This is a genomic window from Photobacterium carnosum, from assembly GCF_002849605.1.
Taxonomy (GTDB): domain Bacteria; phylum Pseudomonadota; class Gammaproteobacteria; order Enterobacterales; family Vibrionaceae; genus Photobacterium; species Photobacterium carnosum.
In genome coordinates this window covers 72,985-86,850 of the sequence record NZ_NPIB01000020.1, presented here as the reverse complement: position 1 = coordinate 86,850, position 13,866 = coordinate 72,985, and the positions used below count along the sequence as shown (strand labels likewise).

Sequence of the window (13,866 nt, the reverse complement as noted above, 5' to 3'; positions counted from 1 at the left end):
TATATATTGCAGCATTACAACACTAAGCGGGGCCATAGTTATAACAACTATTTACCGCCAGTGGTGATGGAAGCAGCCGCTTAATTTAAACACCTATAAAGGTGTACAGTTTTACTTGACCACTTCACTAAGCATAATGCCTTAAACACGAAACCCAACGATAGGACTAAAAATGCTAAGCGTTGGGAATCACTCTTAAATGCTCTGTTAAGTTTTAGGTTCTTAAACTCTAAATTCGATACAAGCACCAAGCTTATCAACTGATAACGCTACATTAACCCAAACATCAGAATATGCATCGAGTTCATCAACTACAGCTCTAAAAACCTTAGTAACATCTTCTTCTGCTTCACTTCTTTTATCTTCGACATCATTTGAAACAAGGTAAAGTTGTCCTTCAAAAGCAGTCTCTACATTATCTAACTTTCGCCATTCTTCTAATTTAGTGATCTTTCGTCTAACTTTATCGGCTGCTCGGCTTTCTTTATCCCCACTTCCGTTGGGAGATACTGAGTAAGTCAATAAAAAATGATGTTTTGGCATAGTACTCTCCAGATTAACAACCTTAATAATCTTCTGACTTTTTACCACAAAATCTAAATCATAAGACAAAAAAACAGTTACATAATCAACTTTTTCAGCCCAAGTCACGAATAAAAATGAATGACTATGTAATCAAATTGCCGTAATCCCAATATGAAACTTAACAGTATATTTAATAAGCCTGATTACATACACAAACTAATCCGAAATCACGTTAATACGATATAAATGAATATTAGGTTTAACTAATAAAGGGGCATAACTTAGTTAGACTAATCCCCCTGGAGTGTAAAAAGCCAGCGGCCATAAAAAACCTATGACCTACATATAGCAGCCCAAATTCGCTCACATACCATATTAACCTGCAAAATAGATTGTTTTTGTTGTTTGCAATATCAAATCATGAACTTCTACTACAACTACAATATATCGGCTGAGTGACTAAAACGGCTCACAAATAAAACTTCCCTGATAATGATCTCACGAATAATGAGGTTTATTACTAATGAAGTTATCCATATCTAAATTAACAATGGCATTACTACTAGTAGGTGCGGCTAGTACAGCTAACGCCAATCTAATCGACAATCCAGATCGTTTGCCACAATACGTAGAAAATGGCTTAACGCTAATTAACGTTGATGCATCTGCAGAGCAAAAAGATCCCCTACTCACTGTAACTACAATTACTTTTCCACAGAACGTATCTACGGTTGGTCAAGCATTGAATTACGTACTCTTACGAACGGGTTACACGCTTATTGCCCCTAGTCAGTTAACGGCAAGTGCCAATCGTCTTATGCAGTTACCATTGCCACTGGTGCAACGTAGCGTTAGCCAAGTAACCGTTCGTAATTTAATCGACACGTTAATCGGTGATGGTTTTGATTACCGTGTAGATCCTGTCATGCGAACAGTAAAAATCATCTGCCCTGCAGATCTTGTTGGCATTGAACCTATCCACAAAGAAAAGTCATATAAGTTTCTTGTTGGTAGCAATAATCGCTAGGGGGAAGTATGAGTAAAACTGATAAGAATGATGATTTTGCAGTGTTCGATAATAAAGATGAACAGCTACAGCATCCTACCGGTGATCTTGATTTAGAAGTATCGAGTGATGGTAAAGATGTAAGTGGTGATGGTGAAGTGATCGAAAGACAAGAACCTGAACCTAAACCTGAGCTTGAGAGTGCCCATGATGCTGAGGTTGATGAAAGCTTAGAAAACCAGTACCTCGAAGAAGAAGAAAAAGAAGTTGCTGAACCTATTTACACAGAAATACCGGATGATGAAGAACCTAATCGTTCAAGTTCAGGGAAAAGCAACGTCCTACTTTGGTGTGTTACTGGTATTAGTCTACTTTTTGCTGCTGGTGGCGTGTATACGGGCTTAAACGCACAAACCCAAGCCAAGGGTTATGCAAGTGAAGTTGCGCTCATACAAGAGCAACTAGACGGTATTAAGAGTCGTGCCGTTAATGAGTCGCAAATTGTTGAAGAAAACAAGGCTGCTATCGAAAAGCTATCGAGTGATCAGCTTACGATGTTCCAAATGAATGGCAGTAACGAAAATAAAGTAACAGCACTCAATGAAAAGGTAGAAACCTTAACTACGGCTGTTAATCAGAAGTCACTTTCAACGGATAATGCCCTTATACGTCTAAATACGAAAGTTGATGGTATCGAACAGGCTAACGCTAAGAAAGTCATTGAAGCTAAGAAACAAGAGGCCAAGAAGTCCAGTTCGTACAAACAAAAGCCCGTTGTTCGTAAGCACAAGAAGATAGTAAGAAAACCTAAGACTAATTCGATCCAAGAAGTCTATCGCATTAACGGTGTTACGTTAGCCAGCATTGATATGTGGAATCACAAATACTCAGCTACGTTAATGTCGCCAGATGGTTTTCGCGTTATTTACCCTGGTTATAACGTGAATGGTTTTGTCGTTAAAAGCATTGAAGCTCACTCAGTCACGTTTATTGCACCGAATAATCGTTTAGTTAAGCTCCGTAATTAGGGAAGTAATTATGAAATCTGCAAAACTATCATTCTTCATCGCTAGTGCATTGTTTTCTGCTGTCTCTGTACCGGCACAAGCAAGTTCTGTTAAGACCGTGACTAGCCAAGCATCATATAGCAACACTGTAAGTAATATTGCCCAAAACCTTAGTATTAACGATGTGAATATTGGTCTAACTAAAGAAGATCTTATTAAGGCTAAAAACTTCAATTTGAGCAATCAGGAATATGCCAAGTATAAGTACATTATGGAGTACACCCCTCGCGGTAAATGGACACCAGATATAGATCCTGTAATTGCTCTTGGTAATTCGGCTAAAACGGAAGAAGAACGAACTAAATACGCTAAACTAGCTTATAAACAACGTACTGAGCGTGAACGTTTAGAAACGGCATTTGCTATAACCATGATTAAAGTTGAGAAGCAGAACGATCCAAACAGCCCTCGTTGGATGAATTGGGAGCAGAAGAAAGAGTTTGCTCTTAAAGACACGATTGTTATGGACGATACCGGAAATGCCAATACTGAACTTGTTAATATTTACGTTGATCCAAGTGTATGTGTTAGCGATAGTCAGTGTTTAGTTGATATGGGTCGAACACTCCAAGCCAAGCAGCCGCACACTCAGCTTAAATATCACTTTTACAACGCAACGGATGCTTCAACTAAGCAGTTCAAGTATTCATTATCAAGCAAACACCCAAATAAATTGGCTGGTGTATCGTTCGTTGATAACGGATCAAAGCAACCGGCTCGCTCACTGCCTTACATGACAGTAAGTAGTAATGGTAAAACACAAACAATATCATTGCGTTGATTTAAACTTAAACCGGTACGAGGTGAAAAACTTGTTTTTTCATTTTGTGCCGGTTAATTAAAGGTTTTTATTCGAGTTTAAAAACATGGCCATTGAGTAAGGCCGTCACCCTTTCCCAACTAAACACCGCTAAACTTCCCTTATCTATCATAATAATTCCATACTCATTGCTGGTGGCGATTATGGAAAATATTGAGATAGAAAGATCTAGTGTCGAGCTAAAATTAACCCTCATGGCAAGATCTTTAAAAAACACAGAAAGCTGCAAGTTAATTAAAGAACCTATTGAGATAATAAATCTCATGCAATCATCAATCGACTATTTAACACGTAGGGCGTATTCACGTATTCGTGATAAATCTACAAACATTAGGTTTATTGTTGTGCCAGCAAGTGACGTTGTATCTTCTGCTGCTGATTTTGATATTACGCTTGATGATGAATTTGCTGGTTGGCAAAACGATTACGAATGGTTGTGCTTTTCTGGTAAAGAGCCAGTGATTGTAATGGTTTATTTATCAGATGCTATCAAACTACTTCCTAGTTTTCGTGATAGCCAATTGAATCGTTGTGCCGCATTTTTTGCAGAACGAAGCTCATTTGAACAAGCATGTTTAATGCGAATAGAACAACACAAACAAAGCAAACAGACGGTATATGATTATGATGATTAGTTCTATTCACGATTTCCTTATTTTGAATTGCTATCGTCAAGGCGACACATTCACGCCAGCGTTCCGAATTAGCCGCACTTACGTAAAATCAAATAAGTTTTTTCGTATTGGGGAGTTAGGTATTACTCATTCTATATGTGAGGCTGTGGATTGGTACTACATTGAACATTTAAAAATGCCTGATTGTAGCGATCATCGAAATGCTAAACATCTAGCTTTACAGCCTGATCTTGAATCTTGTTACTCGCATAAATTAGCTAACATTATATCCAATCATCAAGAACCTAGTTCAATTGTATTTCAAACAGATTACATACATAACTGCGTCCCTCTATTTATCAAAATGCAATGTCGCAAAGTTGTTCGTAGTTACGAGTACACACTAGCATTACAAATACCGATAAAATACACGGGAAGCCCGATTAAGGCCACGAAGATCCCACACACAATAGATGATTACTTTAAGACACTTACGGCCTACATAGCGAAGATTACGCACGAATTACATGCTGGTATAGTTAATCACTTTTACGTTAATCATTTGTATATAACAGCAAAGTTTTTATGGTTTGATGAAATGGCCAAGCGAAATGCATTCATTGAGAAAAAGTTAATTTCGGAACGAGACTTATATGATCATAATTGGTGCTACCAACAAATAAACGATAGCTTATCTATCTTAGCCAGTGGCGGCACTTTTGCTGATATTATGCCGAAACGTAAACGAGTCCTGCGGTAAAAAGGCAACGGCTCATTTATTTATAATTAAAGATGTTAAATACAAAATCTATTTCAGCTAAAGTTTTCAATAATATTTCATAGGTAACAAAAAACATTAAATATATATTTATTCATGATTATATGAGTATTATCTGGTTAATTAAGTAAAATGTAACAGCCAACTGAATACCTAATCAACATCACATTTGTATTGTTTGGGGTAAAAGAATACGTTTTATACCACCAGCTATTTTAATTGCTTTATAGCGATTGAAAAGTATCAATTAAGATAAATAATATTTTTATTCATTTTAATATGGGTTTTAGCTGGCGAATTACCATTGATATGCTGATTATTCGGCTATGTATTCATTTTAAGGCTTTGTTTGCACTTAATTGTAAAACCCTAAAAAGATCGACACTCGGCAATTTGAATTGAACTAAAAATTAAGCATCAATAAATCATCAAAAATACCCATAACAACTAAAAACGGCATGAATCAAGAGGACGTATATCATTCACCCGTTGGTTTCAAAAATGGATATTTAGGATGGGCGTAATGATTGGTAAAAAACAAAATGATCGTTTCTTTTTAAACTTATTGATTGAGTGTGTAAGAAGAAGCAAGCAAATGATTCCGAGTGCACCAGAAAAGGTTATGGGGAGTTTTCCCAATTACTTATCGAATGACACAGAAGTAGTTTCATGGGAGCGCGGTGTTCAAGTTGGTTTTGGGCAAAAGCGCAATATTCCTGAATCTGAAATTAAAGATCATATCAAATACGTACAATTATCCGTTAATACATGTATTGCAGTTCTAAAGAACGGTATGAGTGATTTCGGTGATGTTAGTGATGTAATCCCTTGTCTTGAGTTGTTATCTAGCGATATTGAATTACAGCTAATTGTGGCTGCAATTGAAACACCAGTGCAGCAAGCGACAGGTGGTTTTGAGTATGATGTAAATACTATCTGTGCGTTCTCTCCGGTAAAAGTCGTGTCGAGCCATTTTGAATAAATGATTTTGTAGTTTTCAAAATCTAATCAAACTTACAACTAACCTATCTAATTAAACACTTATCCAACCACTAAAGCGCGGCTAATAATTTTTATTGGTCGCGCTTTTTTCTATTACGCACTAATTCCACCAGAAAATAATAATTGGATAAAAATGGTGTTGTTCGATAGAGGAAGTCAGTTAAATGAGTAAACAATTTCGTTATTTTGTATTAGCACTAGCACTTGGTGTTTCAACAGTACCCCATGCAAATGCCAAAAAAGTTCAAGTACCATCGGCATTTAAAAAAATAGCTAGTTCATGCAATGTACCATCTAAAAACTTGTTTGCCATTGCTCTAACTGAGACAGAAACAGGTTTGAAAAATGGGCGTTCGTCACCGTGGGCGTGGACGATAAACCACAAAGGCAAATCCTATTTCTACCCTAATCGAAAATCGCTTTATATTGCTGCACAACGTCTTATAGACCGTAAACAACTCTTGTTTGATATTGGCATCATGCAAGTGAATTGGCGTTGGCATAAAGATAGAGTTAAATCTTTATGGGAAATGACTGCACCAGAAACTAACGTCCGTGTTGGGTGCGAAATACTGCGAGAGGAGTATATAGCGCGTGGTAATTGGATTGATGCTGCTGCTTATTATCACTCCCCTGGAAACAAGAAAGCGGCTTCACGATACAAGAAGCGATACAAAGACAAATTAGCTCGTACTTATAATTAAAAGATCTGGATAACATGACCATGCATAAGAAAACACCTGTTTCACAATCAACGTTACATGCTTTGGTTCGAGAAACAACACAACCAGCAATGAATATCAACGCACGTAGTACACTCAATACGTTAAGCACGGTAACTCAATTTCTGGATTGGCTAGTCGAAATGGTATATCGAAAAGAAATGTTTAATCATCCTGAGCGAGAGTTTGAGCCAGCTAGTGATTTCCTAAGTAATGAAACATTGAATACACGCTTATTCATTTATGACTTTCAACACGCCATTCATGAGTTCGCTCAATGTTGCTGCGTAACCAAAATACAAACCATTAAAGATTATGGCCGTCACTGCATGTTATTGGTGATGCCCATTAACGAGAATGAAGACTGCTACAGTGCTGCATATATCTCACGGCAATTACTAAACGAAATGTCAGAAAGCAAGGCTGATATGTTCGAGCAACTTCCACTGAAGTAATGCTTAACCCTTTTATTACTGCAAACGCCCGTTTGCAGTTTTTTTGCTCTAATTTCTGCTTTACCTATAGCAAGACTGGTACGAATAACCTCTTAGATTACCCTCGTGTCAAATTTTGAATATTGCGCTGCGTGACTAATTAAGCCGTATTTTTTAATGACGATTATATTAGCTACCAGAATGTAACAAAAAAGAAAACTGGCTGTTTGCAACATTACTTATTTACAGCCTTTTTCATCTGACATCAATGGAATGGCTATCAATGACACTTATACCTTTATACACAACTTCAAATACGAAAGAACTAACACAAAAGCAAAGAGATCTACTTAACCCTACTGATAAAACAGAGGATTTCATGTTTCTAATGTGCAAGACCGCTGATTGGGTATTAGCAAGTGATAGCAAGCAAGTAAATCATGATTTTATTCGCACTAAAATGGCCGCAATACATCAGGTTTACTGTCTAGGTAATTTAGAAGATTTGAACTTACAAATGTGTCAAGAGGCGACATTAGCCCTACTAGAAACATCTGAATCCAATGTAAGAAAAACAGTCCATAACTTTTACAGTTCCATTCGACAACATTCCCCATGCTACGAGACTAATTAGAGAAAAAATGACCGATTTTAAAGCAACAGAAAGTCAGCCTGAAACTAATAAAAAGATACGTGACGACGAGGTGATCATGGCTGATATTGAGAATGTAGAAACCACTGCTGAAAAATTAAATAATAATGAAGAAACCAAGAAGAATCGATCTTTTAAATTTGATTTAAAGGGGTTAATTGAGTTTAACGAAACCCCAACCGAAAAAGTAAGTATCATTACAGACTTCTGCTTTTTAATTGTGATTGGTCTATTGGGTAATATCCCACTAGGTATTACTGTTTTTGCTGCACTGACCGTTTGCCACCTTTTAGCATTTATCTATTACGGCTTTGGGGGAGATCGTAGTCTTAAATCTATTCTCCGTATGTTCCTTGATGGTGGTAAGAGCCTAACTACAAAACAGTACGTGAAGATTAAAGCAGTTGTAGTAGCGAAGATTAGCCTTTTTTGGGTTTACATCGCACTGGTGTTAATTGGCTCTGTTCTGAAATATATCATTCGATAAAATAAATTTAATTAGTTGCTGGTGGTGATCACTAGCAGCTTTTTTTTGGAGTAAAGCATTGAGTAAATATACTAACGCGAAACCAACCTTTAAAGAATTATTGAAATACATTAAGGAGGTTTGCTTAACCGGTAGATTTAAACAGCGTGATAATTGGATTTTGTTTATTGGATTTTGTGTAGTGAATGGCTATATGTTTTCCCAGTCATTATTCATTATAAGCCAGTGTTTTTTGTCAAAACATACTTTATCGATTGGTGAGATCTTTCGTTCCCTCTTTGGGCTATTAACATCGGTTGCAATTTTTGCATTTCTACGCCTTACAATCCCTCATGGTTTGATGAAACTTAACATTGAAAATAACAAAATCAAAATGACAATAACGCAACACATCATCAGTACAATTATTGTGTTTATACCTGCAGTTTTGTTTTTTATGTTATTCCTATTCTTAAATGGATATATCAAATAATTACCATTTATCTTTAAGCCTGATTAACGTATCAGGTTTTTTCGATAAAAGTCCATAAAGCCCGACACACTAAAATTATTGTAATGCGCACTAGCCTTTAAACTATCAAAAACATTACGGCAATATACATAATGGAATTATCTATCAGCAACACAGAGAATGGCTATACCTCTAGCGAGATTAAACAAATCATTGAAAATTTATCTGATCGTATGTCTCTGGCTACAAGACTAATAATTAGTGCCGGCTTGCGTCCATGTGAGCTTCATACATTAGAAAAACGCAATAACGGTATGTATGTTGTTTATACCCACGATAGCAAGGCTTCACGTAGAGTTAATGTCCTACCCTCACTTGATGCTGAATTGACGCTCTATAAGCGAACTAAACCAGTGGTTCAATTGAGTAATAAAAAAAGATATATGAGTTGCTACAATTTACCGACAGGACAGCATTGGCATAAAAGATTTAATCATGTAGCTATACAAGTTATTGGCAAAAGTTATTCAATAAAAACATTGCGATCTCTTTACGCCATTAATCGTTGGGAATATTGGTACAAGTCCAATACAGACGCGCAAACAGCTAATTACCTTATTGATCTGGAATTAGGTATTGGCATTACTCTGAATAAACATCGCCAATGGCGAAAAGAGTGTGTTGATAGTACGTATTTTGATTATGAGAGTGCATGTGAGAATGAGATTTCAGAACAAATTACAGGATCACTATTAACAGGACAACAAACCCTTAATTGCTTTAGTTGTGCAAACCTATTTTATATCGCCAAACAAAAAGGAATACCTCTTTCGCTTGAGAATATCTTAAATCAATCAGCACCTTTAGCTCTTGATGCAATTAAGTATTTTCAATGGCAATACGATTTTGCCAAATACAATTTCAATATGGTTAATGCTGATAGCTGTACCACTGAGAGACAAAAAGCCATTGCTGCACATGATTTAGATATTTCATGCTTACTTTTAATGAAGAAACTTGAAACCTCAAAGGAATATTTACTTGAAAAATCGTACTACGAAATTGGGTTTAACGTACCTTTTATTAATAACGCCAATTTACGCGAACGCACTTACTGAACTTCCAACTGGACAACTAAAAACACAAACACTGGTTGAGGTTATGGGAAAAGATCGTATAGCAGAAGCGCAAGGGGTAATACGTTTTGACAGAATGAGTGAAATAGCTAAAAAAGCAGAGTTAGAAATGAACATTAAAGGTGATAGGCAACAACTTATGGATGAAGCACTTGCTGCTATTTTCCCTGTGGTCACACCTAGCATGAAACCCAAAAGTGGCATGACATATACCAAGTTAGCAAAGCCGTTAGAGGGAATGACAAGTTCTTTGGCTATTATTGGAAGTGACCAATACTCAATGCAATGGTTAGACGCAAACATTAAGCGTTTTAAGCGTGAGAATGTCACTGTCATGCTCGTTGATGTTCATTCGGATGAACAATACGCGAACATATTAGAACGCGCACAAGGCTTATATGTTATTCCTGTTAGCGGTCAACAAATCCACGACGATACTGGACTCAACTATTATCCTGCATATTTAACAAACTTAGGCTTTGGCCAGTAATAGTTTCTGTTATTTGCAATTTCTATTTGGGGCTAAACAATAAACCTGGGGGTAGGTAATTTACAGTCTATTCCCTGCCCTTTTATCTTTTCCCATTATGATACCTGCAGAACGAAACAATATGATTAGGAATTACAAGCATGCAAAACCAACTGAACCTCGATCAAAAATTTATCAATGACGTAGCTGAGAGTCTTAATGCTGCAGGTGTTAAAGAGGTCAAAGGTAAAGTAAAGATGGGAGTGTGGATTGTACGTCAAAATGCAAAGCACACTGATCTTGAAGATCATCTTGAATCTGAAATTTACGAATACGATGTTACAAATACAGATGATTTTGTAATCCGTAAGTCATGCGTATTTATTGCCATTGATACACGCGACAATACTGTTTTATTTGCCAATCTATTAACACATAAGTTTGGTCTGAAATTACGCAAAGAATTACAAATTAAACGTGAGGCAAAAGAACGCCAATTACGCTATGTTAGTGCTTAGAATACACATTAAAAAAGCCCGTTAATTAACGGGCTTTTTGCTGTATGGGGTTGCCGAAATGTAATTATTCTTCTTCACTATATATGGCAAGCATTTCATCCCAATCGCCAGCTAATAATTCACTAGGAAATAACTCTGGTTTTATGATTTCATTCTTGCGCCAATACGCCTCGAATGATTGTAATTTGACTTGTTCTTGTTTAATAAATTCCTCAAGAGTAATCATAATTACACTCCCTTTTGATAAATTTGTAGTATTAGATTGTTTGTCATTTTGATAATTCCGTGTGTAAGTTGGGGTGTTATTTAATTATTTATTGACGGTGTAGCCTCCAGTAAGTTTTGTGTAGCTACGTTAATAACCTTTACTGGTCGATCAATATCTAGCAAATTAACATCAAATGTTAAGGGAATACTAATTAATTCCTCAGAGTTAAATTCACGTAACGTAATGGGAGCTAAGTCGTAAAGCCCATATTCAGTCAACGCACCAAAATTTAATGTGTATTCATATGTAGACCTTATACCAATGCGGTTATGCCTGATTAAACCAATACCAACTAGCACTTCACGATACCGGTACATCGTAGTGACATGAGCCGACACAACACTACATAATAAAGATGAATCCAATACACATTTACCATCCTGTTTCATCGCCCAAAATATTGCCTCAGCTAAAAGTTTCTGCTTGTACGTTAGGCGATTAGCTTTAAGAAAGCTGTCTACAACTTTCCATAACCTTTTTTTAGTAACTTTCTTCATTTTCGAGCCTCTCTCCATGTTGAGTTTAATAATAAAGATTTATTAGCTCTATACGGCTTTTAGTCAGTATCCGTCTTAACAACTAATAATCCTCATTCTCACAACCACACATAAAATGGCTGTTGACAAAAAACAGCTCCATTGTTGCGGCAAATCAATATAGCTTTAAATTACATATTTAATCAAGGTATTTATCTATTAGGTAAACATAGTAATGTAATAGGTGTATTTATGTGCTTTAATGGCGTAAATCAACAATACAGATAGGATAAAAGAAAATGTTCAAATCTCGTTTAGTAACAATTGCAGCAGGTGTAATTGTGAGTGCGGCCTTGGTTGGGTGTTCTTCCAATGCTTCATTACAAAATCCCCGTTCTTTAATGAGTGATGAAATCGCCTACTCTGGTGATTACTCGTCATTAATAATTAAGCGTTGCTCAAACGATCTGGTGAGTGAATCCATTTTGCCAGTTGGAGATTTTAGTTGCCCTAAAAGTAAAAATAATTGCGTGGCTATATTTAAAAAGTTGCCACAAAATATTTTCAATTGCGGCAAGTAGAGGTTTTGTGTTGAGTTGATAATAGAAAATATTGGTGTCTATAACATTACGTTTTTTTGGTCTTTCACCAATATTTTTTATCAACAAACACCATAGTTACCAAAACGGTAATTATTTCTCGGCTTATGTCGCTGGTGACACAAGTGATGCTGGATTAATGCTGTTTTTAACGGAAGATAATGTGACTAATAATCGAAATAGATATTCATTAATAATTTATGGGTAGTAAAAAATGAAACTTGCAAAATTAACTATCACCATTCTAGCTGCGGCTAGTTCTTTGAGCTCTTTTGCTTCTGATATTACTGGTAATACGCATAATGATTCGTTCAATAAAGCAAAAAAAATAATGCAACACCAGATCTACACTCAACCGGCTAACATGAGAACACTTTACTGTGATGCCCAATTTGATAGCAGCAAAAACATTACTCTACCAACGGGATTTATTAATCAAAAATGGAAAAAAAGAGCTTTACGTTGGGAAGCTGAACACATAGTACCAATGGAAAATATAGGTAGATCATTCAAGGAGTGGCGTGAGGGTTCACCTCAATGCGTAGATAAAAAAGGTAAGTCTTTTAAAGGTCGAAACTGCGCAAGTAAGGTATCAAAGCAGTATCGTTATATTCAAGCAGACCTCCATAATCTTAGCCCTGCGATTGGCTCAGTTAATGCCGCGCATAGCAATTATCGTTGGGCAATGATGCCTAATGCTAAGTCTGTATTTGGATCGTGCGATTTCCGTTACGACACTAAAAAACGTATCGCGCAGCCACCAGCAAATAGCCGTGGTGAAGTGGCAAGAGCGAGTATGTACATGGAGTCTTCTTATCCTATGTATCGTTTAAGCTCACAACAAAAAAAGATGATGCAAGCGTGGGATAAACAAGATCCCGTAACGTCATGGGAATGCACTCGAAATGCGAAGATTAAAGCTATACAAGGAAATGATAATCCATTTGTAAGTAAGCATTGTAAATAACATTAGTAAAAAAACAGTCTGATATGTGGCTACTTAATCCCTATATGGAAACTCTAATAACAAATATGGAATACCAAAAATGCCAACACTAAAACCCCACAAAAAAGATATTACCGCTTTTAACTGCAACTCGTCATTTTGTTTAATCAAACCATTATCAATTATAAATGTACCAAAATGTGCGCTATTAAATACGATTGTGCATGTTGAGCAGTCACTCAGCAATAATTACTCAACTAAGCAACAAAGAGCTAAATTAGACTCCATCATCAGACAGCACACTATCCCTAAAGGCGGCAATATTGGCAGAGAAGCATCAGGTTGTGCTTACGTGTCTCTAATGTCCCTATCAGAGCTCGATTACGCTACCGTTATGTCAAAAGAAAGCCAAAACATTAGCAATCAATCACTGAAAAAGAGCAAGCTTATGCCACGCAACAATATTAAGTTTCAATTCGTATGTGTAATTGCTGATATGTTGATGGTGGTTGAAGTTGGACGTTATAAATCTTTCCGCTTTGCAACTAAGATGCTCAATCAAGAATGGTCGTTAACAGCTTATAGGACGATGAGTAAGTCAATTATTCGCGTTCGTGCAGGGAAAGGTAGTAATTGTATTGATAGCAATAATATCGAGTTTTACGATATTAGTAATATTACGCAAACAGATCTACAAGAGCAGTTGGTAAACAGACCGGTTAATGCCATAACGCGACAATTGAACCCTATCAGTACAGATATTGCTAAATTGTTCAATAAACACAGAATTAACAATGGTGACAATTTAAGAATTTCGTCACGTTCATTAGAGTTTTGTAATGCATAATATCTGAAATTAAAGAATCGAGTTAGGTGTTAGGGGCGAAAAAAAGAGG

The 13,866-nt window shown here is 36.4% G+C and carries 19 protein-coding genes; 16 read left to right on the top strand and 3 right to left on the bottom strand.

Features of this window, described 5'->3' with window-relative positions; translation table 11 throughout:
• Positions 1-222: 222 nt before the first annotated feature.
• Entirely contained in the window at positions 223-651 is a 429-nt protein-coding gene (locus tag CIK00_RS15220; protein ID WP_082960789.1) for a hypothetical protein, read from the bottom strand.
• A 397-nt stretch (positions 652-1,048) separates the two neighbouring features.
• On the opposite strand from CIK00_RS15220, the gene pilL2 reads away from it, so the two are divergent.
• The 13 genes from pilL2 to CIK00_RS15145 all read left to right on the top strand — a co-directional run bounded on the left by pilL2 (position 1,049) and on the right by CIK00_RS15145 (position 10,681).
• Positions 1,049-1,552, top strand: coding sequence for a PFGI-1 class ICE element type IV pilus protein PilL2 (pilL2, locus tag CIK00_RS15215; RefSeq protein WP_065208481.1), 504 nt, complete (start codon positions 1,049-1,051; stop codon positions 1,550-1,552).
• Between the two features lie 8 nt (positions 1,553-1,560).
• The gene (locus CIK00_RS15210; protein ID WP_065208482.1) at positions 1,561-2,559 is read left to right on the top strand and encodes a hypothetical protein; all 999 of its coding nucleotides are present in this window, start codon (positions 1,561-1,563) and stop codon (positions 2,557-2,559) included.
• Between the two features lie 10 nt (positions 2,560-2,569).
• Entirely contained in the window at positions 2,570-3,379 is an 810-nt protein-coding gene (locus CIK00_RS15205) for a hypothetical protein (RefSeq protein WP_065208483.1), read from the top strand.
• A 182-nt stretch (positions 3,380-3,561) separates the two neighbouring features.
• Complete coding sequence (locus tag CIK00_RS15195; protein ID WP_144043172.1) at positions 3,562-4,053, top strand: hypothetical protein; 492 nt, start codon at positions 3,562-3,564, stop codon at positions 4,051-4,053.
• A complete protein-coding gene (locus CIK00_RS15190; RefSeq protein ID WP_065208486.1) occupies positions 4,043-4,792 on the top strand; it encodes a hypothetical protein in 750 nt (249 codons plus the stop codon). Before CIK00_RS15195 ends, CIK00_RS15190 begins: the two co-directional genes overlap by 11 nt.
• A gap of 541 nt (positions 4,793-5,333) precedes the next feature.
• Positions 5,334-5,792, top strand: a complete 459-nt coding sequence (locus tag CIK00_RS15185) for a hypothetical protein (protein ID WP_144043171.1) — start codon at positions 5,334-5,336, stop codon at positions 5,790-5,792.
• Positions 5,793-5,976: 184 nt separating this feature from the next.
• Positions 5,977-6,516: a transglycosylase SLT domain-containing protein gene (locus CIK00_RS15180; protein ID WP_065208488.1), complete on the top strand. Its 540-nt coding sequence runs from the start codon at positions 5,977-5,979 to the stop codon at positions 6,514-6,516.
• 20 nt (positions 6,517-6,536) lie between these two features.
• Positions 6,537-6,989 carry a hypothetical protein gene (locus CIK00_RS15175; protein WP_144043170.1) on the top strand — a complete coding sequence of 151 codons (453 nt, stop codon included), beginning with the start codon at positions 6,537-6,539 and terminating at the stop codon, positions 6,987-6,989.
• Positions 6,990-7,356: 367 nt separating this feature from the next.
• Positions 7,357-7,602 carry a hypothetical protein gene (locus CIK00_RS15170; protein WP_156731389.1) on the top strand — a complete coding sequence of 82 codons (246 nt, stop codon included), beginning with the start codon at positions 7,357-7,359 and terminating at the stop codon, positions 7,600-7,602.
• A 7-nt stretch (positions 7,603-7,609) separates the two neighbouring features.
• Positions 7,610-8,107, top strand: coding sequence for a hypothetical protein (locus tag CIK00_RS15165; RefSeq protein ID WP_065208491.1), 498 nt, complete (start codon positions 7,610-7,612; stop codon positions 8,105-8,107).
• 603 nt (positions 8,108-8,710) lie between these two features.
• Positions 8,711-9,676, top strand: a complete 966-nt coding sequence (locus CIK00_RS15155; RefSeq protein WP_065208493.1) for a hypothetical protein — start codon at positions 8,711-8,713, stop codon at positions 9,674-9,676.
• Positions 9,600-10,184, top strand: coding sequence for a DUF2859 domain-containing protein (locus tag CIK00_RS15150; RefSeq protein ID WP_144043169.1), 585 nt, complete (start codon positions 9,600-9,602; stop codon positions 10,182-10,184). Before CIK00_RS15155 ends, CIK00_RS15150 begins: the two co-directional genes overlap by 77 nt.
• 140 nt (positions 10,185-10,324) lie before the next feature.
• A complete protein-coding gene (locus tag CIK00_RS15145) occupies positions 10,325-10,681 on the top strand; it encodes a hypothetical protein (RefSeq protein WP_065208495.1) in 357 nt (118 codons plus the stop codon).
• 64 nt (positions 10,682-10,745) lie between these two features.
• On the opposite strand, the gene CIK00_RS21350 is transcribed toward CIK00_RS15145, so the two are convergent.
• Together CIK00_RS21350 and CIK00_RS15140 are read right to left on the bottom strand one after the other, a co-directional pair.
• Positions 10,746-10,907: a hypothetical protein gene (locus tag CIK00_RS21350; RefSeq protein WP_156731391.1), complete on the bottom strand. Its 162-nt coding sequence runs from the start codon at positions 10,905-10,907 to the stop codon at positions 10,746-10,748.
• Positions 10,908-10,987: 80 nt separating this feature from the next.
• Positions 10,988-11,446 (bottom strand): hypothetical protein, encoded by a 459-nt coding sequence (locus CIK00_RS15140; RefSeq protein ID WP_065208496.1) that lies wholly within the window; start codon positions 11,444-11,446, stop codon positions 10,988-10,990.
• A 278-nt stretch (positions 11,447-11,724) separates the two neighbouring features.
• On the opposite strand from CIK00_RS15140, the gene CIK00_RS15135 reads away from it, so the two are divergent.
• The 3 genes from CIK00_RS15135 (at position 11,725) to CIK00_RS15125 (ending at position 13,817) form a co-directional block, all read left to right on the top strand.
• Positions 11,725-12,006, top strand: a complete 282-nt coding sequence (locus tag CIK00_RS15135) for a hypothetical protein (protein WP_065208497.1) — start codon at positions 11,725-11,727, stop codon at positions 12,004-12,006.
• Positions 12,007-12,238: 232 nt separating this feature from the next.
• On the top strand, positions 12,239-12,991 hold the full coding sequence (locus CIK00_RS15130) for an endonuclease (protein ID WP_065208498.1): 753 nt from the start codon (positions 12,239-12,241) through the stop codon (positions 12,989-12,991).
• Between the two features lie 79 nt (positions 12,992-13,070).
• On the top strand, positions 13,071-13,817 hold the full coding sequence (locus tag CIK00_RS15125) for a hypothetical protein (RefSeq protein WP_065208499.1): 747 nt from the start codon (positions 13,071-13,073) through the stop codon (positions 13,815-13,817).
• The last annotated feature ends 49 nt before the right edge of the window (positions 13,818-13,866 follow it).